At 34.9% G+C, this 21,436-nt stretch carries 19 protein-coding genes; 10 read left to right on the forward strand and 9 right to left on the reverse strand.

Annotated elements, in window-relative coordinates; all coding sequences use genetic code 11:
* The first annotated feature begins 38 nt into the window (after positions 1–38).
* Complete coding sequence (locus tag ACNQGO_RS07005) at positions 39–1,511, forward strand: nicotinate phosphoribosyltransferase (protein WP_417984801.1); 1,473 nt, start codon at positions 39–41, stop codon at positions 1,509–1,511.
* 45 nt (positions 1,512–1,556) lie between these two features.
* Here ACNQGO_RS07005 and nadD read toward each other — a convergent pair whose 3' ends face one another.
* The 7 genes from nadD to ACNQGO_RS07040 form a co-directional block, all read right to left on the reverse strand.
* On the reverse strand, positions 1,557–2,138 hold the full coding sequence (gene nadD / locus ACNQGO_RS07010; RefSeq protein WP_417984802.1) for a nicotinate (nicotinamide) nucleotide adenylyltransferase: 582 nt from the start codon (positions 2,136–2,138) through the stop codon (positions 1,557–1,559).
* A 124-nt stretch (positions 2,139–2,262) separates the two neighbouring features.
* Positions 2,263–2,625: a four helix bundle protein gene (locus ACNQGO_RS07015; protein WP_417948155.1), complete on the reverse strand. Its 363-nt coding sequence runs from the start codon at positions 2,623–2,625 to the stop codon at positions 2,263–2,265.
* 99 nt (positions 2,626–2,724) lie between these two features.
* On the reverse strand, positions 2,725–3,297 hold the full coding sequence (gene gmk / locus ACNQGO_RS07020; RefSeq protein WP_417948156.1) for a guanylate kinase: 573 nt from the start codon (positions 3,295–3,297) through the stop codon (positions 2,725–2,727).
* 30 nt (positions 3,298–3,327) lie between these two features.
* Positions 3,328–4,320 (reverse strand): PDDEXK nuclease domain-containing protein, encoded by a 993-nt coding sequence (locus ACNQGO_RS07025; RefSeq protein WP_417984803.1) that lies wholly within the window; start codon positions 4,318–4,320, stop codon positions 3,328–3,330.
* Positions 4,321–4,330: 10 nt separating this feature from the next.
* Positions 4,331–5,191, reverse strand: coding sequence for a YicC/YloC family endoribonuclease (locus tag ACNQGO_RS07030; protein WP_417984804.1), 861 nt, complete (start codon positions 5,189–5,191; stop codon positions 4,331–4,333).
* Positions 5,192–5,264: 73 nt separating this feature from the next.
* On the reverse strand, positions 5,265–6,161 hold the full coding sequence (locus ACNQGO_RS07035) for a DMT family transporter (RefSeq protein ID WP_417984805.1): 897 nt from the start codon (positions 6,159–6,161) through the stop codon (positions 5,265–5,267).
* Positions 6,161–6,511 carry an arsenate reductase family protein gene (locus ACNQGO_RS07040; RefSeq protein WP_417984806.1) on the reverse strand — a complete coding sequence of 117 codons (351 nt, stop codon included), beginning with the start codon at positions 6,509–6,511 and terminating at the stop codon, positions 6,161–6,163. The genes ACNQGO_RS07035 and ACNQGO_RS07040 overlap by 1 nt, the downstream gene beginning before the upstream one ends.
* A gap of 78 nt (positions 6,512–6,589) precedes the next feature.
* Here ACNQGO_RS07040 and ACNQGO_RS07045 point away from each other — a divergent pair, with 78 nt between their 5' ends.
* The gene (locus ACNQGO_RS07045) at positions 6,590–7,048 is read left to right on the forward strand and encodes a DinB family protein (protein WP_417984807.1); all 459 of its coding nucleotides are present in this window, start codon (positions 6,590–6,592) and stop codon (positions 7,046–7,048) included.
* A 265-nt stretch (positions 7,049–7,313) separates the two neighbouring features.
* Here ACNQGO_RS07045 and ACNQGO_RS07050 read toward each other — a convergent pair whose 3' ends face one another.
* A complete protein-coding gene (locus tag ACNQGO_RS07050; protein WP_417984808.1) occupies positions 7,314–8,057 on the reverse strand; it encodes a DUF3298 and DUF4163 domain-containing protein in 744 nt (247 codons plus the stop codon).
* A gap of 192 nt (positions 8,058–8,249) precedes the next feature.
* On the opposite strand from ACNQGO_RS07050, the gene ACNQGO_RS07055 reads away from it, so the two are divergent.
* Positions 8,250–9,395, forward strand: a complete 1,146-nt coding sequence (locus ACNQGO_RS07055; RefSeq protein ID WP_417975841.1) for a cystathionine gamma-synthase — start codon at positions 8,250–8,252, stop codon at positions 9,393–9,395.
* A 68-nt stretch (positions 9,396–9,463) separates the two neighbouring features.
* On the opposite strand, the gene ACNQGO_RS07060 is transcribed toward ACNQGO_RS07055, so the two are convergent.
* Positions 9,464–10,267 (reverse strand): THC0290_0291 family protein, encoded by an 804-nt coding sequence (locus tag ACNQGO_RS07060; protein ID WP_417984809.1) that lies wholly within the window; start codon positions 10,265–10,267, stop codon positions 9,464–9,466.
* Positions 10,268–10,543: 276 nt separating this feature from the next.
* Here ACNQGO_RS07060 and gdhA point away from each other — a divergent pair, with 276 nt between their 5' ends.
* The 7 genes from gdhA (at position 10,544) to ileS (ending at position 21,430) form a co-directional block, all read left to right on the forward strand.
* Entirely contained in the window at positions 10,544–11,887 is a 1,344-nt protein-coding gene (gene gdhA / locus ACNQGO_RS07065; protein ID WP_309756852.1) for an NADP-specific glutamate dehydrogenase, read from the forward strand.
* Positions 11,888–12,021: 134 nt separating this feature from the next.
* Entirely contained in the window at positions 12,022–14,310 is a 2,289-nt protein-coding gene (gene porZ, locus ACNQGO_RS07070; protein ID WP_417984810.1) for a type IX secretion system anionic LPS delivery protein PorZ, read from the forward strand.
* Positions 14,311–14,382: 72 nt separating this feature from the next.
* Positions 14,383–15,096, forward strand: coding sequence for a DNA repair protein RecO (gene recO / locus ACNQGO_RS07075; protein WP_417984811.1), 714 nt, complete (start codon positions 14,383–14,385; stop codon positions 15,094–15,096).
* 462 nt (positions 15,097–15,558) lie between these two features.
* On the forward strand, positions 15,559–16,230 hold the full coding sequence (locus ACNQGO_RS07080; protein WP_417947871.1) for a hypothetical protein: 672 nt from the start codon (positions 15,559–15,561) through the stop codon (positions 16,228–16,230).
* Positions 16,231–17,188: 958 nt separating this feature from the next.
* Entirely contained in the window at positions 17,189–17,653 is a 465-nt protein-coding gene (locus ACNQGO_RS07085; RefSeq protein WP_417984812.1) for a hypothetical protein, read from the forward strand.
* A complete protein-coding gene (locus ACNQGO_RS07090) occupies positions 17,643–17,843 on the forward strand; it encodes a helix-turn-helix transcriptional regulator (protein WP_309755511.1) in 201 nt (66 codons plus the stop codon). Before ACNQGO_RS07085 ends, ACNQGO_RS07090 begins: the two co-directional genes overlap by 11 nt.
* Positions 17,844–17,971: 128 nt before the next feature.
* Positions 17,972–21,430: an isoleucine--tRNA ligase gene (gene ileS / locus ACNQGO_RS07095; RefSeq protein WP_417984813.1), complete on the forward strand. Its 3,459-nt coding sequence runs from the start codon at positions 17,972–17,974 to the stop codon at positions 21,428–21,430.
* Positions 21,431–21,436: the final 6 nt, after the last annotated feature.

A 21,436-nucleotide genomic window follows, 5' to 3' on the forward strand; every position in this document is an offset into this window, starting at 1 on the left:
AAATATACATTTTCAGCAATAATTAAAAAAATAGTAACATGAACCCATTATTATTAACAGACGGTTACAAAGTTGACCATAAAAGACAATATCCTGACGGAACGACATTAGTATATTCTAACTGGACTCCAAGGAAATCTAGAGTAGAAGGAATTGATGAAGTTGTGTTTTTTGGATTGCAATATTTCCTAAAAAAGTACATCATTCAAGATTTTGATTTGCATTTTTTCAAACAGCCAAAAGAAGAAGTGGTAAAAAAATATGCCCGCAGAATCAACAATTATTTGGGCGAAAACCAAGTCGGTACCAAACATATTGAAGATTTGCACGATTTGGGATATATCCCGTTGGTTTTCAAAGCCTTGCCAGAAGGAGCCAGCGTGCCTATTCGCATACCTATGTTCACAATGTACAATACGATTCCTGAGTTTTTCTGGTTAACCAATTATTTTGAAACATTGCTTTCTGCGGTAATTTGGTTGCCTTGTAATTCGGCTACAATAGCAAAGCAATATCGTATTGTTTTAGACAAATATGCCGAAGAAACATCTTCAATGCCGGAGTTTGTCGATTGGCAAGGTCACGATTTCTCTATGCGAGGAATGGGAGGTATCGAAGCAGCGGTAACATCTGCAGCAGGACATTTATTGAGTTTTACGGGCTCGGATACCATTCCTGCTATTGATTTTTTTGAAGAATATTACAAGGCCAATTCTGATACCGAATTAATAGCTGGTTCTGTTGCCGCAACTGAGCATTCCGTAATGTGTATGGGTACTACCGAAGGAGAATATGAAACGTTCAAAAGATTAATTTGTGAGGTCTATCCAAAAGGAATTGTTTCTATTGTTTCAGACACTTGGGATTTATGGAAAGTATTAACAGATTATTTACCTCGATTGAAAGATGAAATTCTTTCAAGAGAAGGAAAAGTAGTGGTGCGTCCAGACAGTGGAGATCCAGTTGACATTATTTGCGGTAATCCAAATGGCAAAACCGAACAAGAAAAGAAAGGAGTAATCGAACTGCTTTGGGATGTTTTTGGAGGTACTGTAAATGCAAAAGGATTTAAAGAATTAGTTCCTCAAATAGGAGCTATTTATGGAGACAGTATTACCGTAACTAGAGCCACGGCCATCTGTGAACGATTAAAAGCTAAAGGGTTTGCTTCTACTAATGTGGTTCTTGGAATTGGTTCATTTACCTATCAATACAATACAAGAGATACTTTTGGTTTTGCAATGAAAGCAACTTATGGAGAAGTAAACAGAGAAGGAAGAGCTATTTTTAAAGACCCGATTACGGATGATGGTACCAAAAAATCAGCTAAAGGTTTAATGAAAATAGAATTGGTTGAGGGTCAATATACTTTAACGGATGAGGTTTCTTGGGAAGAAGAACAAAAAGGGGAATTGAAAGAAGTTTTTAGAGATGGAAAACTTTTAATTGACTTAAGTTTATCTGAGATTCGGAGTCAAGTAAAGAACAGTTTGTTGCAACCAAATTTGTAAAACAAAAAGCCTAAATGTAAATTTTCATTTAGGCTTTTTTTGATTTTATTTCTTATAAAAATTATTATGATCAATGTACTCCCAAACTTTTGCAGGCAACAGCGGTTGAATGTTTTTGCCTTTTTTGATGTTGTCACGGATAAAAGTTGCTGAAATCTCTACAACAGGAGCATCAATCAGATGGATTTTTGGATGATTTTTAAATTCCAAATTTTCTTCTTCGGATGAGATTCGTGGATACACATAAATGTCATGACGCTTCAGGATTACTGCGTAGTTTTTCCATTTGTGTAACGATTTCAAATTATCTTCTCCCATGATTAAAGAGAATTCGTAATTAGGATATTTGTCTTCTAAATGAGCGAGTGTATTTACCGTATAATTTGGCTGTGCTAGTTTGAATTCAATATCCGAAGGCTTGATTTTTGGGAAATCCTCAGTAGCTAGATGGACCATTTGCAAACGGTGATAATCATCAAGTAGTGTGCTTTTTTTCTTCAAAGGATTGTGTGGCGTAACTACCATCCAAACCTGATCTAAATCAGAATGCTCTGCCATGTGATTGGCAATGATAAGATGCCCAACATGAATGGGATTAAATGTTCCGAAATAAAGTCCGATTTTCATTTTTCTAGTCCTTAGTTTTTTTGTTTTTAGTCCTTAGTTCATAGTCCTTAGTCCTTAGTTTTTAGTTCTTAGTGTATAGTCCTTAATGTTTTTAAAAGGGGGTAAAGTGTTTATATGGTGCAAATTACTTTAAGTTTTTTGCAAAAGCATTAATCATTTTACTTTCTTCTTCAATTAAAGACATAATTTCAGTAATCAAGTTGTCATCGGTAATAAATCCTAATTCTCTAGCGATGATTAGTTGGGTTTCTATTTCGTTTAAGGAACCTCTAGCAATATTTAAAAAATGATTGAATGACTTGTCTGTTTGACGTCCGAAACCTTCTGCAATATTTGAAGGAACTGATACACTTGCTCTTTTTAACTGGCTAGTAAGAGCGTATATTTCGTCTTTTGGAAAATCCTTTGTAAGCTTATAAACCAAAACCACAATTTTAATTCCTTTTTGCCAAATAAGTAATTCTTTATATGATTTAACTCCACTCATAAATAAATGATATAATCGTTGTTTTTTTGCAGGCTACAATTTACTAAAAACTAATTACTGATGACTTAGGACTAATGACTAAGTACTTAGGACTAAAAACTACTCAGAAACAAAATCCTTCACCAATTGATAGGCTTCTTCAAGAGCAACTGGCAAATCATAGTTCTTGATAATCACATCAAATTGTGGCGCTGTTGCAAGTTCTACAGATGCTTTAGCAATACGCATGTTGATTTTATCGTCACTTTCAGTGGAGCGTTCCTTTAATCTTCTTTTGAGTTCATCCACGCTTGGTGGTTTTACAAAAACAGCAAGAGTTTCTTCGGGAAATTTATGTTTGATACGCAATCCGCCGGCTACATCAATATCAAAAATTACGTTTTTACCGAGTGCCCAAATGCGTTCTACTTCGCTTTTTAAGGTTCCATAAAAGTTGTCTCTGTAGACTTCTTCCCATTCTACAAAATCCTCGTTTTTAATGTGTGTTTTAAAGTCTTTTAGCGACATAAAATAGTAATCCTTGCCACTTATTTCTTCACCACGAGCCTCGCGCGTAGCTGCTGATATGGAAAACTCTAAATTCAAGTCTTCTTGTTTTAATAAATGCCTAACTATAGTAGTTTTTCCTGAACCTGACGGTGCAGAGAATACGATTAATTTTCCTTTTTTCATTTGTATGATGAATTTGTTTAGGTGTGTGAATTAGTGACCTAATAATTTCAATTTTATTTTTTCTCGTTCAATTTCTTCTATCAATTCTTTTTCGCTAGGTAAATACGGTAGATATTTTGTAGCAAAAAGATGCGGTGAATCATTAATAATAGAATATTTAACAACTGTTTCGCTTTTTTCGGTACAAAGAATTATACCAATGGTTGGTAAATCACCCTCTGGTTTTTTTAAATCATCAAACATACGACGATACATATCCATTTGTCCAATATCCTGATGATTGAGTTTTCCGATTTTTAAATCAAATAAAACAAAACATTTTAGGATATAATTATAAAAAACTAAATCAATATAATAATGTTCAGTTTCACTGCTTATACGGTATTGTCTTCCTACAAATGAAAATCCTTTACCAAGTTCCATTAAGAAAACCTGAAAATTCTGTATCAAAATACTTTCTACTTCTTGTTCGGAATGGCTTTTAGGTTCAGGAATATCTAAAAATTCGAATACATAAGGGTCTTTGATGAAGTCTTTAATGTTGACTTTGGTTTCGTTTACCTCACTATTTGAAATTGTTTTAGAGGATAATAAGCGATTGTAGTAGAATGTTTTGATATTTCGTTCTAAAGTTCTGACACTCCAATTTTCTTGGGAGGCTTCAGTAAGATAGAATTGTCTAGCCTCTAGGTTGTCAATTCGCATTATTAGTCTATTATGACTCCAGCTTAATTTGCTACACACTGTGTAGCAAATTTGTTCGTGAGGATAAGTCAAGTAAAACTGTCGAAAATTGCGAAGATTAGCAGAAGAAAATCCTTTTCCGAATTCTGCGGATAAATTCTTTGACAATTCTTTTAATACTGCTTCACCATAATTGGCTTTTTCTTTGCCATTTTGCTCTTGAACAACAATTTTTTGACCAATTTTCCAATACGCTTCAATCATTGCAAGATTAATTGCCCGATACGATTGTTGTCGGGCTGTGATCAATATTTGCTTTATTTCTTGAATGTATTGCATCTTAAATTATCTAGAGCACGTTCAACACCTGCTCCTTTATTTTTTCCAATTCGTCTTTCATCTGAACGACTAATTTTTGCATTTGTGCGTGATTGGATTTAGAACCCATCGTATTGATTTCACGTCCCATTTCCTGGGTAATAAAACCTAATTTTCTACCGTTAGCTTCCGTTCCGTTGATGGTTTCCAGGAAATAATCCAGGTGATTTGTCAAACGTACTTTTTCTTCGGTGATGTCTAATTTCTCTAAATAATAAATCAATTCTTGCTCAAAACGATTTTCATCTACATTCACTTTCAATTCTGAGATTGCCGTTTGCAAACGGTCTTTTATTGCTTGAACGCGTTCTGGATCAAGTGCCAAAGCTTCGGTCATGTATTGACGAATATTGCCAATTCGCAATTGAAATTCTTTTTCAAGAGACATTCCTTCATCTTTTCTAAAGTTCAAGATGTTCTGCAACGCGTCTTCGATAACGGTTTGGATTTGTACCCAGTCGTTTTCATCGATTTCGTCGCGTTCTATTTTCATGGTATCCGGCATGCGAACCGCCATTTTCATTAGTTCAGTTTCATCAGCATCAGCATAAACTTCTCTTAACTGATTGATATATGCTTTTACAATTGGTACATTTACTTTCGTAGAAGTTTGTTCCGCGGTACTTTCGATAAAAATAGAAAAATCTACTTTTCCTCTTTCCAGTTTTAGTGCAATTTGGTTGCGTAAACCCAATTCCATTTCGCGGTACAGCGAAGGCATTCTCACATTCAAATCTAAACCTTTACTGTTTAAAGATTTCACTTCTACTGTAATTTTTTTGGTTGATAATTGCAAAGTCGCTTTACCAAAACCCGTCATTGATTGTATCATATAATTTTTTAAGAAAGTGCAAATATAAGGAAAAAAATTCCCCTAGCTCCCGAAGGAGGAATTGGATTGTTTTCTATTCCCCTCCTTTGGAGGGGCTTGGGGAGGATACCAAATACACCCCACCAAATATCAAAACTGCCGAACCAATTTTCACCAAACTCAATTCGTCTTTTCCTAAACTAATTGCGAAAATAGTAGCAAATAGCGGTTGTAAATAAATAAAAACGGCAACTGTGGTGGGTTTTAATTCTTTCATCGAGAGCAAATTCAGTAAATAGGTCAGGAAAGTCGAAAAAACCACCACAAATCCTATTTTCCAGCAAATATCCATTGGAACCAAAGCCCAATTAACAGCTTGAAATTGGCTCCAGCCAAAAGGCAAAACCATAATAAAACCGAACAAATAAATCCATTTTACAAATGTAAAAGCATTGTACTTATCCATTAATTTCTTGACGATAATCAGGTAAAATCCATAGGAAATGGCGTTGACCAATACCAGAAAATTCCCGAGTCCTGCATGGGTTGCATTCCCAATAGATTTTCCGTACAATATTAGAAAAGCAGTTCCAATGAGTCCCAGAACGATTCCAAAAACTTTTGGTTTTTGCATGCGATCTTTCATAATAATTGCCGAAAGTGTCAAAACAATCATTGGTGTCGAAACCATGATTACTGCAGCACTAATAGGAGAGGTCAGGCTTAATCCTTTAAAAAAAGTCAGCATGTTAAACGCCACACCAAAGAAAGCGGCAGCAATAATTCGGGGAAAATCAGTTAGTGCAATTTTCTCTTTTGGCATAAAAAGCCAAACCAGCCAAAACAAAAGCACCGAACCGCCCACCCGCAACAGGATAAAACCGTAGGCATCAATGTAAGCCGGCATCACATCTTTGGCGATGGTAAAAGTGACACCGTAAATTATGGAAACTAGTGTAGCGCCAATAAGGGCGAGATTTCTTTTAGACATTAAACCAGCGCTTTCATTACCTGCAACATATTTTGTTGGGTGTTGCCAATGTAAATTTTGTCCTTAATAATAAAAACGGGCCGACTCAAAAACGTGTAATGTTCCAAAATGTATTTTTTGTAATCATCTTCGGTTAACGATTTATTCTTCAAATCCATTGATTTATACAACTGTGCTTTTTTACTGAAAAGTGCTTCATAACTTCCTGAAAGCTTGCGCATTTTTTCTAATTCGGCAACAGTAATTGGATCTTGTTTGATGTCGTGAAATTTAAAATCATGTTCTTTAGGTAATGATTTTATAATTTTTCTGCAGGTATCGCAGGAAGCGAGGTAGTATATTATATCCATATAAATTGCGATTTCTTTCTGCAAAGAAAATTCATTTAACACGGAAAATGATTATTTTTATCAAAAAAAATATAAAAAATGAATCAATTATTCGACGTCAGCACTACTAGCAGAAATATGGTTTCAAAATTTTTATCAGGATACAATCTTGATCAACTCAACACGATTCCAGAGGGTTTCAGCAATAATCTAATTTGGAATATCGGTCATATTATCGTGTCGCAACAACTATTGGTTTACAAACTTTCGGGTTTGCCGATGATGGTTTCTGATGAATTGGTCGAAAAATACAAAAAAGGAACCAAGCCGGAACACAATGCAACGGAAGATGAAGTTGAGAAACTCAAAGCTTTGTTGTTTTCCACCATTCAGCAAACCAAGTTAGATTACGATGCAAAATTGTTTCAAAACTACCACGAGTACACCACCTCAACAGGGAATCATGACTTGAAAAATGCTGAGGATGCTATGGCTTTCAGTAATTTCCACGAAGGGCTTCACATTGGTATTATGACAATTATTTGTAAGTTTCTTTAGGATTTATTTCTAAGAATATTGGGAGCTTTTTCCCGTCCTACGTTACAATCTCATCATCAAAACACCTTTTTTCTAAGTCATAAAAGGAGCTTCCTTCGGTCGCTCTTTTCTGCCAAGAAAAAATAGTGTTTTGATCACGAGGATTTTCACTGCGGCCGCGGCTAAGGAACAGTAGTAACGAGAAGTATTTGGTGTAAAACTTAAAATTTTAGTAGTTAGAGTTCAAAACTTTAAAATGAGGATCATTAATTTGATTTAAATAAATTTATTTCAACCTTAAAAATTCCTCCACTTCCACATACGGCAGCAACAATTCCTTTGGGCCATCAGCATACGAAGCTGCTTCGTATGAATTGTAATAAAGCAGCAATCCTTTATCGGTATAAAAAATATTTTGAGGAAGATTGAATTTTTCGTCTTCAAACATCAATCCGGTTGCATTGATTGATTTGTTTGCAGGGATTTTATATTTGGCTCTGAATTTTTTTTCGGCGAAAGCCATAAAAGCATTCTTGTCACGGAACAATGCTACATTTGGAATCGATTTTCCTGTACTTGGGTCAAAAAGTAAAGAACGTAATCCTTGATATCCGTGAGCGCCACCCGTGTAGGTGTAATGGTTGATTTCTATATTTAAAACACTTTCAGATTGGTATTTTACACTTGCTTCAATTTTAGCTTCCCAACCAAAGGTGTCATTCGGAAATTCTTTTTGGAGTTTCTCATAGGAATCAATAAAAGAAGCCAGCAATCCTGCGTAATCTGTTGAGGTGTATGGTTTCTCGCCAAAATAAACAATCTCTTTCAATACCGAAAACACTTTTTTATTAATGCTGTCAGCTACTATAAGGTCGTTTTTTGCAACAGGAATTTTTACAGTTATTTCAGGACAATGTTCTTTGCAGGGTAAAGTTGTTGTTTTTTGAAAAGATTGGTCTTTAAATTTTAATTCATTCGAACAACTGGTCATTAAAAAAAAGAATATTGCAAAAACTACAGGGTGTTTCATCTCATAATTGTTAATTATATACAAAGGTATCAACTTGTGGCTTGGTTAAAATAAATTAATGGGTAAATTTGTCACTTTATTTAGCATTAAAATTCAAAAGATATGAAATGAGCATGAATGTAAATTGGTCGCAAGCACCAATGAAAATATGCAAATTACATATGACCTTTAAAAAACAATAAATTTATAGATATGAAATTCAATACAAAGGTTATTCACGGCGGACAGCATCACGATCCAAGTACTGGTGCGGTTATGCCACCAGTATATCAAACATCAACATTTATACAAACCAGTCCAGGACAGCCTTTAAATCCGGATTACGAGTACAGTAGAGCTGCAAATCCAACTAGAAGTGCACTTGAAAATGCTTTGGCGAGTATAGAAAACGGAACTCGTGGATTGGCTTTCTCATCTGGATTAGCCGCTACCGATTGTGTTTTGCGTTCTTTTAAAGCAGGTGACGAAATCATTGCTATGGACGATTTGTATGGTGGAACCTATAGAATGTTTACCCGTATTTATAAAGATTCCGGAATAAAATTCCATTTTGTAGATATGAATAACATCGAGAAATTCAAGTCATTAATCAACGAAAATACAAAATTGGTTTGGGTAGAAACTCCAACGAATCCTTTGATGAAATTGGCCGATATTCAAGAAATCGCTGCCATTACAAAAGAGAAAAAAATTCTTTTTGCAGTAGACAATACTTTTGCAACACCTTATTTGCAGAAACCATTAGATCTAGGAGCTGATATCGTAATGCACTCGGCCACTAAATATTTAGGAGGACATTCTGATGTTATTGCAGGGGCTTTGATTGTCAAAGACGAAGCGCTTGGAGAACAATTACACTTTCAACAATTTGCAACTGGAGCTACACTGGGACCAATGGATAGTTTCTTGGTGCTTAGAGGAATAAAAACCTTGCATTTGCGTGTAGAAAGACATTGCGAAAATGGAGGGAAAGTGGTAGAGTTTTTAAACAATCACCCAAAAGTAAAAACAGTATACTACCCGGGATTACCAAGCCATCCGTATCATGAAATTGCCAAAAAACAAATGAGCGGTTTTGGAGGAATGGTGTCGTTTACTTTTGTTTCTGGCAAAAAGGAAGACGCTGTTGATTTTCTAGAAAAACTGAAAGTATTCACTTTAGCCGAATCATTGGGCGGAGTAGAGTCGTTGGCAAATCATCCTGCGCTGATGACACACGCTTCCATTCCAGAAGACAAACGAAAAGAAATTGGTATTACTGATGACTTGGTTCGTTTAAGTGTAGGAATCGAAGATGCTACAGATTTAATAGAAGATTTGACACAAGCATTAGCTTAATAAATACAAAAAGCCCCAACGCTAATTATAATAGTTTTGGGGCTTATTTTTTTATACTTTTTGGGGTATTAATCTAAGTAGCGAATGTATCCCACATTAAACCAAACCAACCAGTCATTTGCTTTGTTTTCTTTATAAATTTCGGGATTAGGATTCAATCCATCCACCCAATTGGAGAAGAAATACTGTAATCGTAAATCTGCCAATAAATCGGCAGAATCATCTAGTTTATATCGAGTTCCCAAACTCGTTACAACGGATAAGACCGTATTTTTTTCGGTAGAAAATCCGAAAGGTCGACCTTCACTCGGAGTTAAATATTTTGGGAATGTAGTAGCAGGAGTTCCCAGAGGGCCTAGTGTTGATGAAGCCTTGGCGTCATAATAACTTATTTGGCCTCCTATACTTACAAAGGGAGCAAAACTTCCAGTAACCGCTGTAAAATCACGAATACTTAGTGGGAAATATTCTAATTGCATGCCAAAATTAGCTATGGATGTACTTCCAGACATCGCTCGTAATTGCTGCGCATCAAGCGAGGTCTTCTTGGGATCTACATATTTTCCAAAATGTTGTAGTTCCGTTTTATTGAATGATAGCTCTGATCTTAATTTAAAATGTTCATTAAAGAACGTTCTTGAGGTATAATTGTAATCTGAATCGAAGGTGAAGTTTAAAAAATGAACAATTCCTATTCCTATTCCAGTATTGCCGGCGTTAGTCTTTAAATCATTACGCTTACCATAATCAGATTGAAAAGCGATTGGCCCAGCAATTATTCCTATTTCATGCGAAAATCCATCAAATTGCGCATATGAATTAGCTGAAAATCCAAAGCAGATTAATAAAAGAAGGATTGTTTGTTTTATCATCGGAAGTATCTTTCTAATCTGCACAAATATATAAAAAACATCAGGTACAGTAATAATTTAAAACAGAAATTAAAAATAAGCAGTCATATTCTTATTTACTTACGAAAGTGTTAGTCAATTCCTTTAAATTAAGATATCCTAAATACAATTGTTTATAAATGCCTAATAAAAAGATAATTCTATCTATAAATTATTAAAAAGGGAGTCCAAATATTTTATAAAATGTATCTTTGTGAATTATAACGAAATCGTTTTCTTAATTAATTATAATAATCTATGTCATTAAAAATAAATGATTTTATGGCTCAAGTTGAAGCCAAAAATCCAAATGAACCTGAATTTATACAAGCTGTTAGGGAATTTGCAGAGACTGTTATTCCATTTATCGCAGAGCAAAAAAAATATGACGGCAAAAATCTACTTTTAAGAATGTCTGAACCAGAACGTTCAATCATATTTCGAGTGCCATGGGTAGATGACAAAGGGGAGATTCAAGTAAATAGAGGCTTTAGAATTCAAATGAATTCAGCAATTGGTCCATACAAAGGTGGAATTCGTTTTCATCACACTGTAAATTTATCAGTGCTTAAATTTTTAGCATTTGAACAAGTTTTCAAAAACAGCTTGACTACTTTGCCAATGGGTGGAGGAAAAGGAGGATCTGATTTTGATCCACAAGGAAAATCGGATGCTGAAGTAATGCGTTTTTGCCAGTCATTCATGACAGAATTGTGCAGACATATTGGCCCACAACTAGACGTTCCTGCTGGAGATATTGGAGTAGGAGCTAGAGAAATTGGCTATTTATTTGGTCAATACAAAAGAATTAGAAATGAATTTACAGGAGTTTTGACCGGTAAAGGATTGGCTTACGGAGGATCATTAATTAGACCAGAAGCCACAGGTTACGGAGTAGTTTATTTTGCAGAGCAAATGCTAAACACCATCGATCAAAAAATTAAAGGAAAAACAGTTTCGATTTCTGGTTTTGGAAATGTGGCTTGGGGAGTAGCTTTAAAAGTAAATGATTTAGGCGGAAAAGTAGTTACTATTTCTGGTCCTGACGGATATATTTATGACGAAGAAGGAATTTCTGGCGATAAGATAGATTTTATGCTCGAAATGAGAGCAAGAGGTGATAACAGAGCCGAAGCCTATTTAGAAAAATATCCAAACGCAGTTTTTCATAAAGGAAAAAGTGTTTGGGAAGTAAAAGTTGATATTGCAATTCCGTGTGCTACTCAAAATGAGTTGAACGAAGAGGATGCAAAACACTTAATTGCAAATGGCGTTATGTGTGTAACGGAGGCGGCAAATATGCCATGTACTCTAGAAGCGATCAAGTTGTTCTTGAAAGCGAAAGTACTTTTTGCACCAGGAAAAGCAGCAAATGCTGGAGGTGTAGCAGCTTCAGGATTAGAGATGACTCAAAACTCTATTCGATTGAACTGGACTAGTGAAGAGGTAGACGGTAGATTGAAAGAGATCATGGTTGGTATTCACAATCAATGTAAAAAATACGGAACCGATTCAGAAGGATACGTAAACTACGTAAAAGGAGCTAACGTTGCTGGATTTGTAAAAGTTGCTGATGCTATGCTTGCTCAAGGAGTGGTATAAAACAAAGCTTCAATAATTTTCAAAGCCTTTCATCAACCAGATCATTCTGGATAAGATGAAAGGCTTTTTTTTATGTAACAAAATGCTAAGACTTCCGTTTGGTTTATATTTGCAATTCAACAGTCGCGCTAATAATGAAAAAGTACGTTTTATTTTTTTTGCTGATATTTTTTACCCAAAATAGTTTTGCCCAGGAAAATTTGTCTTGGCAAGGTTATTTTTCATACACAGATATCAAAGATTTGTCAGCATCAACAACACAAGTTTTTGCAGCTTCTGAAAATGCTTTATTCTCCAAGAATCTCACAACAAACGTTGTCAAAACTACCAATACCATTGATGGTCTTTCGGGACAAACGATTTCTGCACTATACTATAGCGCAGCAAGCAATAAAACCTTGGTAGGGTACGAAAATGGACTTATAATTGCAATCAATGAGACCGATGGAACACTATTGAATATTGTAGATATTATCAATAAACAGCTTCCTCCTAATATAAAGAAAATCAATCATTTCATGGAAATTGGCGGAACCGCCTACGTTTCCTGTGATTTTGGGATTGTTCAATTCAACTTGGCGACTATGCAATTTGGGGATACTTATTTTATTGGTGACAATGGTGCCGAAATTATAGTAAATCAAACAGCAGTGTACAATGGTTTTATCTATGCAGCCACAAATAGCGGTATTCGTAGAGCTACGGTGACCAATAAAAATTTGATAGACTACAGGCAATGGGAAACTATAGCTACAGGGAATTGGTCTAGTGTACTAGTTTTTGGTGCTGATTTGTATGCTATCAATGGAGCAGGTTCTGTGCATAAATTTGATTCAGTATCCAATACTTTTGTGGGTTTTATTGTTCTTCCTCAGTCCGCTGTTGACGCGAGATCAACCGATAATTATCTGATCATTACTACTGGGAGCAGTGTTTATATTTACAACAATCAGATGGCATTAGTGCGCCAAATAAACTCCAATCAAATTACGGATAGCAATCCACTTTTCTCGTGCGCCACCATAATAGGGGATTCCGTTTTTATTGGAACAAAAGAAAACGGATTGATTGTGGCTGCCTTGTCTAATGCCGGGATTTTTGAGAATATAACACCCCTTGGTCCTACCAGGAACAATATATTTTCGCTTCAAGCAACTGCCACTTCTTTGTGGGCGGTATATGGAGATTATACAGCCGATTACAATCCGTATCCGTTGGATAGTTACGGAATCAGTAAATTTAATGCAAATGGCTGGTTGAATATTCCTTATAAAGATGTTTTGGGCGCGCAATCATTGACCCGTATTCTTGTGAATCCTAGTAATGAAAATGAAGTATATGCGAGTTCTTTTTTCTCGGGATTACTCAAATTAGAGAACGATATCCCAAAAATTTTATACAATCAGACGAACAGCGGTTTAGAATCGTTAACTTTTGTGGGTCCTACATATATTGACATCAGGATAAATGGAACTGCATTTGACAAATCAGGAAACTTGTGGGTCACGAACAGCCGAATAAAAAATGGATTAAAAGTTTTGAAAACCAGCGGTCAATGGCAAAGTTATGCTATGGATGGAATTTTAGAATCACCAAATGATAATAATTTTGGCACTATAGCCATTGATAAAAATGGAACAAAATGGCTTTCAACCAATAGCGACGGCGTGGTTGGTTTTAATGAAAGTACCAATACATTTAAGAAAATAACGGCAGGATCTGATACGGGAAATTTACCTTCTTCAAATGTAAGTACCGTTGCAATAGATACCAGAAATCAATTGTGGATAGGCACAACCAAAGGTTTGCGGGTTTTGCCCAACATAGGAAATTTTCAAACGGAAGACCAAATGAAAGCGAATCCTATCATTATTTTAGAGGATAATTTAGCTCAAGAATTATTATTCGAACAGTTTATTACTGATATTGCTGTTGATGGAGCTAATAATAAGTGGATTGGCACTGCCGATTCTGGTTTGTTTTTAGTCTCACCAAACGGTCAGGAAACCAAGTATCATTTTACTATAAACAATTCGCCGCTACCCAGCAATGTGATTAATGACGTTGCTATTAATAATCTCACAGGCGAAGTTTTTATTGCTACTTCCAAAGGATTAATATCTTTTAAAGGGACTGCAACGACAGCAAATGACGATTTAAGCAAAGTTTATGTGTATCCAAATCCCGTGCGACCAGAATATACGGGAACTGTTAAGGTTGCTGGTTTGTTAAATAAAGCAAATATTAAGATCACCGATATCGAAGGTAATTTAGTGTACGAAACTACATCAGAGGGCGGAACGATCGAATGGGATACGACCGCTTTTGGTAAATACAAAGTAGCCTCAGGAGTGTATATGATCTTTATTTCGGCACAAGATGGCGTGGAAACCAAAGTCAAAAAAGTAATGATAATCAGGTAATTTGTTTTTGGTTTTGAGTCTGGTTTGTCTTTACAATCTGAAACTTTAAACTTTAAACTTTAAACAAAAAAAATGCTCGTAAAAACAAAAGCCATCGTCCTTTCCTCTTTAAAATTTCAAGAAAAAAGCTTGATTGTAAAATGTTTTACGCTGTCTCATGGCTTGAAATCGTATTTTGTTCGGGATGCTTTTTCAGGAAGGAAATCGAATCAAAAAATCGCTTATTTTCAACCCTTAACCATTCTCGAAATCGAAGCCGTTCACAAAAACAAAGGCACTTTAGAAAATTTCAAAGAGATTAAAATCGCTTCGGCTTTTCATTCCATTCATTCGGATGTTTACAAAAGTACCATGGTGATGTTTATCTCCGAAATGCTGCATCATTCGATTCATGAAGAGGAAGAAAACGAATCACTTTTTACATTTTTAGAAACGGCATTACATTGGCTAGACAACCACGATGAAATAGCTAATTTTCACCTAATCCTACTACTAGAAACCACCAAATATTTGGGTTTTTACCCTGATACTTCTGATGTCGACATGCCTTTTTTTGAAATGATCGAAGGTGTTTTTACACCTTTTCATGCCGTTAGTTCGCTCACAGAACATGAAAGCAATTTGTTTAAAAAACTGATTGATTTAAAGTTCGACAACAGTCAAAAGATCTTTCATGTCATAGAACGGCAAATCCTGTTAAGAATACTGATTGATTACTACAGTTTTCACTTGGACGGCTTTAGAAAACCAAAATCACTGGATGTTTTAAAAGAAGTTTTTTCTTAAATATTGGGCGTGCCCCTGCGTAAAAACTACGGGTCAGGCTGTCCGCTGTATCTTTTATTCCGTAAACTCCATAAAAGGATGCCGCTTCCATCCTTCACGCAAAACCACATGATAAATTGTACAAAAACAATAAACTTGTAGCTCATTTTGTAGTATTAGTTTGTATATTAGCCGAAATAAATGCTGCTGTTTGCTAAATAAAGCACCTTGTTTTGGGTGTAAATGTGCAATGAAGCTGCATTTATTTATGAGTTGGCAGAAAATTTTGAACTCGAACGAAAAAAAACCTAATTAAAACTATAATATAACTGAAATTATAGCATTAGTAAACAATTAAAGTTTTGATTATAAATAATTAAGCTAAAAGGCGGAGTGTAATTTAACTCTATAAAGTACCCAAATCTTCGTCTTATCGTCTATTCGGTTTATCAATAAGGGTAGCTATCAATAAATATTATAAAAATGAAAAAATCAATTTTAAGCTTATCCATGTTACTGTTTGTGATTTTGTTAACATTCAACAGTTGCACTAAAGATAATATAAATGAACCTAAACAAGTTGAAAATTTAGAAGTAAATATAAAGAAATTTGCAAAAGTACATGTATCCATAAGTAAGGAAATTTTCAACCTCCTTGATAACGAAAACAAGTTAAACTTTGATAATTTTCCTTATGCAAAATTAGATGCTTCTCACAATGAAGAAGAATTTAAATTAGCTTTAGCACAAACAGGTATGGTTAGATATGAAGAAATGTATGATTTAATTATACGTATAAATCAAAACTCTAATGAATTTATTATCAATAATAAACAATTTGCATTATTGAAACCCGAAAAAAGAAAAGCTATTATTACTGATGCAATCAAATTATCCATGATTGATAACCCATTGAAATTTATACCTCCTCCTGCAAACACTACGGTACTTACTGCTAGGATGTCATGTCGAGACAGTTATCTTCAAGACAGAGAAGATTGCGCCGAAGATTCACTAATTAATATGGGTATATTAGCATCAGGTTGCTGGTTTGGCACTCCTGCAGCTTGTGCGGTTGGTGGTGTAGGAGTACTCGCAATTGCAGCAGTATGCTCTAATAGAGCTAAACGTGATTATGCAGAGTGTTCAAACTAAATCATTATGAGAAAAAAATTGAAAATTTTATTTTATATACTTTCAGCCTTATTTTTTTATAGTTGGCTTATTCCAATTGAGTTTAATATAAAATCATTTTATATTAAGATAGCTTATATCTCTTTTTTAATACCTTATATGATGTATGAAGCAATACAATTAACTAATGATGATAAAATTAAAGGCACATACTTTTTCGTAAACAGATTGTATTTAGCAATTATTTGTTCTGTTCTTTTGCTATTATTAATTATTTTGTCAAAATAGATTTTATTTTACTAGCATTGTACTTTATTACTATTATTCTAAAATACAGTTTTGTGAAATCAAAACTGTATTTTTTTATTCGTTTTATGACAAAATGAATCACCCGCTGCTCGAAGTGTCCTTAAAAAAAAGTACTTAAAGACTGCGGGCTGCTGCGAATTTCTCTGACTTCGCGCCATTTTAAATCGTTTTGCCATCCGTAAACGTGATAAAAGTCTCAGGACTTTTTACTATAACTATCCTTAGAATAATTAGCGTTTCAAAAGGGATAAAAAATACAAAGTAACCGTTTGGATTATTTTATAGTTTTTGGGTTTTATTTAAAATGGAGTATTATGATTTATCACTTAACGATTTGAATTTAATAAGACATCTACGAAAAAGTCGGCAGACTTTTATTAGATTTACGTATGACAAGAACATTCAAGAAAAGGTCGAAGTCGGGAGACTTCGCCGAGCGGGGGTCCTCCAGGGCGTAAAACCTGGAACTACTGCGTTATCGTAAAGTTTTAAGAAAGAATATCAAGAGGATGTAGTGTCCTCTTTTTTTATGAATTAATTTTAAGGTTGTTTTTTCTTAAAGATAAACATAACATAAAATTTATTTTTTTATTTCAAAAAGTAAAGTATATTTGTCTTTTAATCTAGTTCGTTGTTCTTTATGGAAAGCAAACTTTAAACAAATAACGATATGGAATCAAAAATGAAACAAGAAGGCGATATCGCAAAAATTGATAAATTCACCAGTTATTTATTGCCTAATAAGTTTAAAATTGTTGGGCTGGTAATTGTTATTCTTTCGATTTTGTCAATTGTTACTTCAAGTAAAAACTATCTATTGGACGATATATATCACGATTTATTCGAGAGAATAGCTTTGTCAGGAATGGTTTTTGGAACACTTATTATTTCGATTTCAAGAGAAAAAATAGAAGATGAGTTAATTGCAAAAATCCGTATGCAATCGTTCCATTATGCTGTTTTGGGAACAGTACTATTTTATTTAGCAATTCCATTTGTGCATTTTACAATTAAAGTACTATTATCTGATATGCCTACAATTGAAGGGAGTAAAGATGTTTCTGTTTTGGGAGTTTTACTTATGATGCAAATTCTAACTTTCAAAAAGTTAAAAAAAGCCTATTATGAAGAATAGACTCAAGGTAGAACGCGCCATTTTGAATGTAACCCAAGAGGAATTGGCTGAAAAAATAGGCGTTTCGAGGCAAACTATCAATTCTATCGAGACCAATCGATTTGTGCCTTCAACCGTTTTAGCCCTAAAATTATCAAAATTGTTTGGCAAACCAGTAAATGATTTTTTTGAATTAGAAGGGGATGAATAAATGTGTTTTGTCTCTTTGACAAAATCCCAATAGGTCGATTTTGGCTTAAAGCGTAACTTTCGACCTACGACTTTCAACTTTCGACTTTAATTTATTACTTTCGCACTTCGATTAAAGAAAAGGATAAAATGAGCACAAAATTTACTGAATACAAAGGACTTGACTTGCCAACTGTAGCATCAGAAGTACTAGATTTTTGGAAGAAAGAAAATATATTTGAGAGAAGTGTAACTACTCGCGAAGGAAGTACTCCGTTTGTATTTTTTGAAGGTCCGCCTTCGGCAAATGGATTACCGGGAATTCACCATGTGATGGCGCGTGCCATTAAAGATATTTTTTGCCGATATAAAACGCAAAAAGGATTTCAAGTAAAGCGTAAAGCGGGATGGGATACCCACGGTTTACCTGTAGAATTAGGTACTGAAAAGGAATTAGGAATTACAAAAGAAGATATAGGAAAAACGATTACCATCGAAGAGTACAACGAAGCGTGTAAGAAAACCGTGATGCGTTATACCGATGTGTGGAATGATTTGACCGAAAAAATGGGCTACTGGGTTGATATGGAAGATCCGTATGTAACGTACAAATCCAAATACATGGAAACCGTTTGGTGGATTTTGAAACAAATCTACAACAAGGATTTGATGTACAAAGGCTACACCATCCAGCCGTATTCTCCAAAAGCAGGAACGGGTTTATCATCACACGAAGTGAACCAACCGGGAAGTTATAGAGATGTAACGGATACGACGGTTGTGGCACAATTTAAAGTGATTGACGCGCACAAAGAATTGTTGTTCGCTAAATTTTACAATTACATCAGTTCAAATAATTTACTGCATTATAAGTTAGAAGCGTTGGATTTAGACGAAATCTTTATCCTAGCTTGGACCACAACGCCTTGGACATTGCCAAGTAATACGGCTTTGACTGTAGGTCCAAAAATTGAATATGCTTTAGTAAAAACGTTCAATCAATATACATTTCGTCCGGCAACATTGATTTTGGCTAAGAATTTAGTTGGAAAACAATTCGGAAAAGGATTCTTTGAAAGTACAGAACCTGCTGACTTTGAAAATTTTAAAGAAGGTGATAAGAAAATTCCATATCAGGTTTTGGCTGAATGCAAAGGAGCTGATTTAGTGGATATTCGTTACGAACAATTAATGCCATTGGTATTGCCTTATCAAAATGCTGAAAATGCTTTTAGAGTAATTTTAGGAGATTTTGTTACTACCGAAGATGGAACAGGAATTGTACATACTTCGCCAACTTTTGGTGCCGATGATGCGAAAGTAGCTAAAGACGCCACACCAGAAATCCCACCAATGTTGGTTTTAGACGAAAATGGAACTCCGGTTCCGTTAGTGGATTTGCAGGGAAAATTTGTTAAAGGACTTGGTGGTCTTTCAGGAAAATATGTAAAAAACGAATATTACAACGAAGGAGAAGCACCAGAGCGTTCTGTAGATGTTGAAATCGCTATCCAGTTAAAAGAAGAAAACAAAGCTTTTAAAGTAGAAAAATACGTGCACAGTTACCCGCATTGTTGGAGAACAGACAAGCCAATTTTATACTATCCTTTGGATTCGTGGTTTATAAAAATTTCGGAAGTTAAAGACAGAATGTTCGATCTAAACGAAACCATCAACTGGAAGCCAAAAGCGACTGGTGAAGGACGTTTTGGAAATTGGTTGAAAAATGCCAATGACTGGAATTTATCGCGATCCAGATTCTGGGGAATTCCACTGCCTATCTGGAGAACCGAAGACAATCAAGAAGAAATCTTAATTGGTTCTGTTGAAGAATTATACAACGAAATTGAAAAATCTATTGCTGCCGGTTTCCAAAAAGAAAATCCTTTTAAAGGTTTTGAAATTGGGAATATGACCGAATCCAATTACGATTTAGTCGATTTGCATAAAAATGTTGTTGATGAAATCACCTTGGTTTCTGCCTCTGGCAAACCAATGAAGCGTGAAGCTGATTTGATTGATGTTTGGTTTGATTCTGGTTCAATGCCTTATGCACAATGGCATTATCCTTTTGAAAACAAAGATAAAATTGACGAAAACAAAGATTTTCCAGCTGACTTTATTGCAGAAGGTGTCGATCAAACGCGCGGTTGGTTTTATACCTTGCACGCTATTGGAACCTTAGTTTTTGATAAAGTAGCGTATAAAAATGTAGTTTCAAACGGATTAGTTTTAGACAAAAACGGACAAAAAATGTCTAAACGTTTAGGGAATGCCGCAGATCCTTTTGAGACCTTAAAAGAATATGGTCCTGATGCAACGCGCTGGTATATGATATCGAACGCGAATCCTTGGGACAACTTGAAATTTGACTTAGAAGGAATTGCTGAGGTGCGCCGAAAATTCTTTGGAACGTTATACAACACGTATTCGTTCTTTAGTTTGTATGCCAATATTGATGGTTTTAAGTACGAGGAAGCCGAAATTCCAGTAAACGAAAGACCTGAAATAGACCAGTGGATTATCTCAGAGTTGAACACCTTGATCAAAGAAGTAGATGGTTTTTATGCAGATTATGAACCTACAAAAGCAGCTCGTGCAATCTCTGAATTTGTTCAGGAAAATTTAAGCAATTGGTACGTTCGTTTGTGTAGAAGACGCTTCTGGAAAGGAGAATATGCGCAGGACAAAATCGCGGCTTACCAAACTTTATATACCTGTTTGTTAACCATAAGTAAACTTGGTGCGCCAATCGCTCCGTTCTTCATGGACAAACTTTACAGAGACTTAACGGTAGCAACACAGACTGAAAAATTTGACAGTGTACATTTGGCGAAGTTTCCAATTTCGGTTGAAAACTATGTTAATAAAATACTAGAGAGCAAAATGCAGAAAGCACAGACCATTTCATCATTGGTTTTATCACTCCGTAAAAAGGAAATGATAAAGGTACGCCAACCGTTGCAAAAGGTAATGATTCCAGTACTTGACGACAATCAAAGAGTTGAAATCGAAGCTATTTCTGACTTGATAAAAGCAGAGGTAAACGTGAAAGAAATCGTACTTTTGGATGATGCTTCAGGTGTTTTAGTGAAACAAATTAAGCCTAATTTTAAGACGCTAGGACCTCGATTTGGAAAAGATATGGGTCTGATTTCTAAGGAAATACAAGGGTTTTCAAAAGAGCAAATCAGTCAGTTAGATAAGGAAGGAAGCTTGAATGTAGTTATTGCTGGAAATAACGTACTTTTAACATTAGAAGATGTAGAAATAACATCACAAGATATTGAGGGATGGTTGGTAGCCAACTCAAACGGAATAACGGTTGCGCTTGATATTACGATTTCATCAGCATTAAAACAAGAGGGAATTGCCAGAGAATTAGTAAACAGAATTCAGAATATCCGTAAAGATTCTGGATTTGAAGTTACTGATAAAATTAAAGTTCAGTTGAAAAGAAATGGAATTTTAGAAGAGGCGATTCTTGTAAACGAAGCGTATATTAAATCAGAAACATTAACCAGTGATTTGGTTTTTGTTAATGCACTAGAAAACGGTACGGAAATTGAATTTGATGAAATAAAAACAATGATTTTAATTTCAAAATAATATAAA

Origin of the sequence: Flavobacterium frigidum, from assembly GCF_048286735.1 — a bacterium.
Classification (GTDB): Bacteria; Bacteroidota; Bacteroidia; order Flavobacteriales; family Flavobacteriaceae; genus Flavobacterium.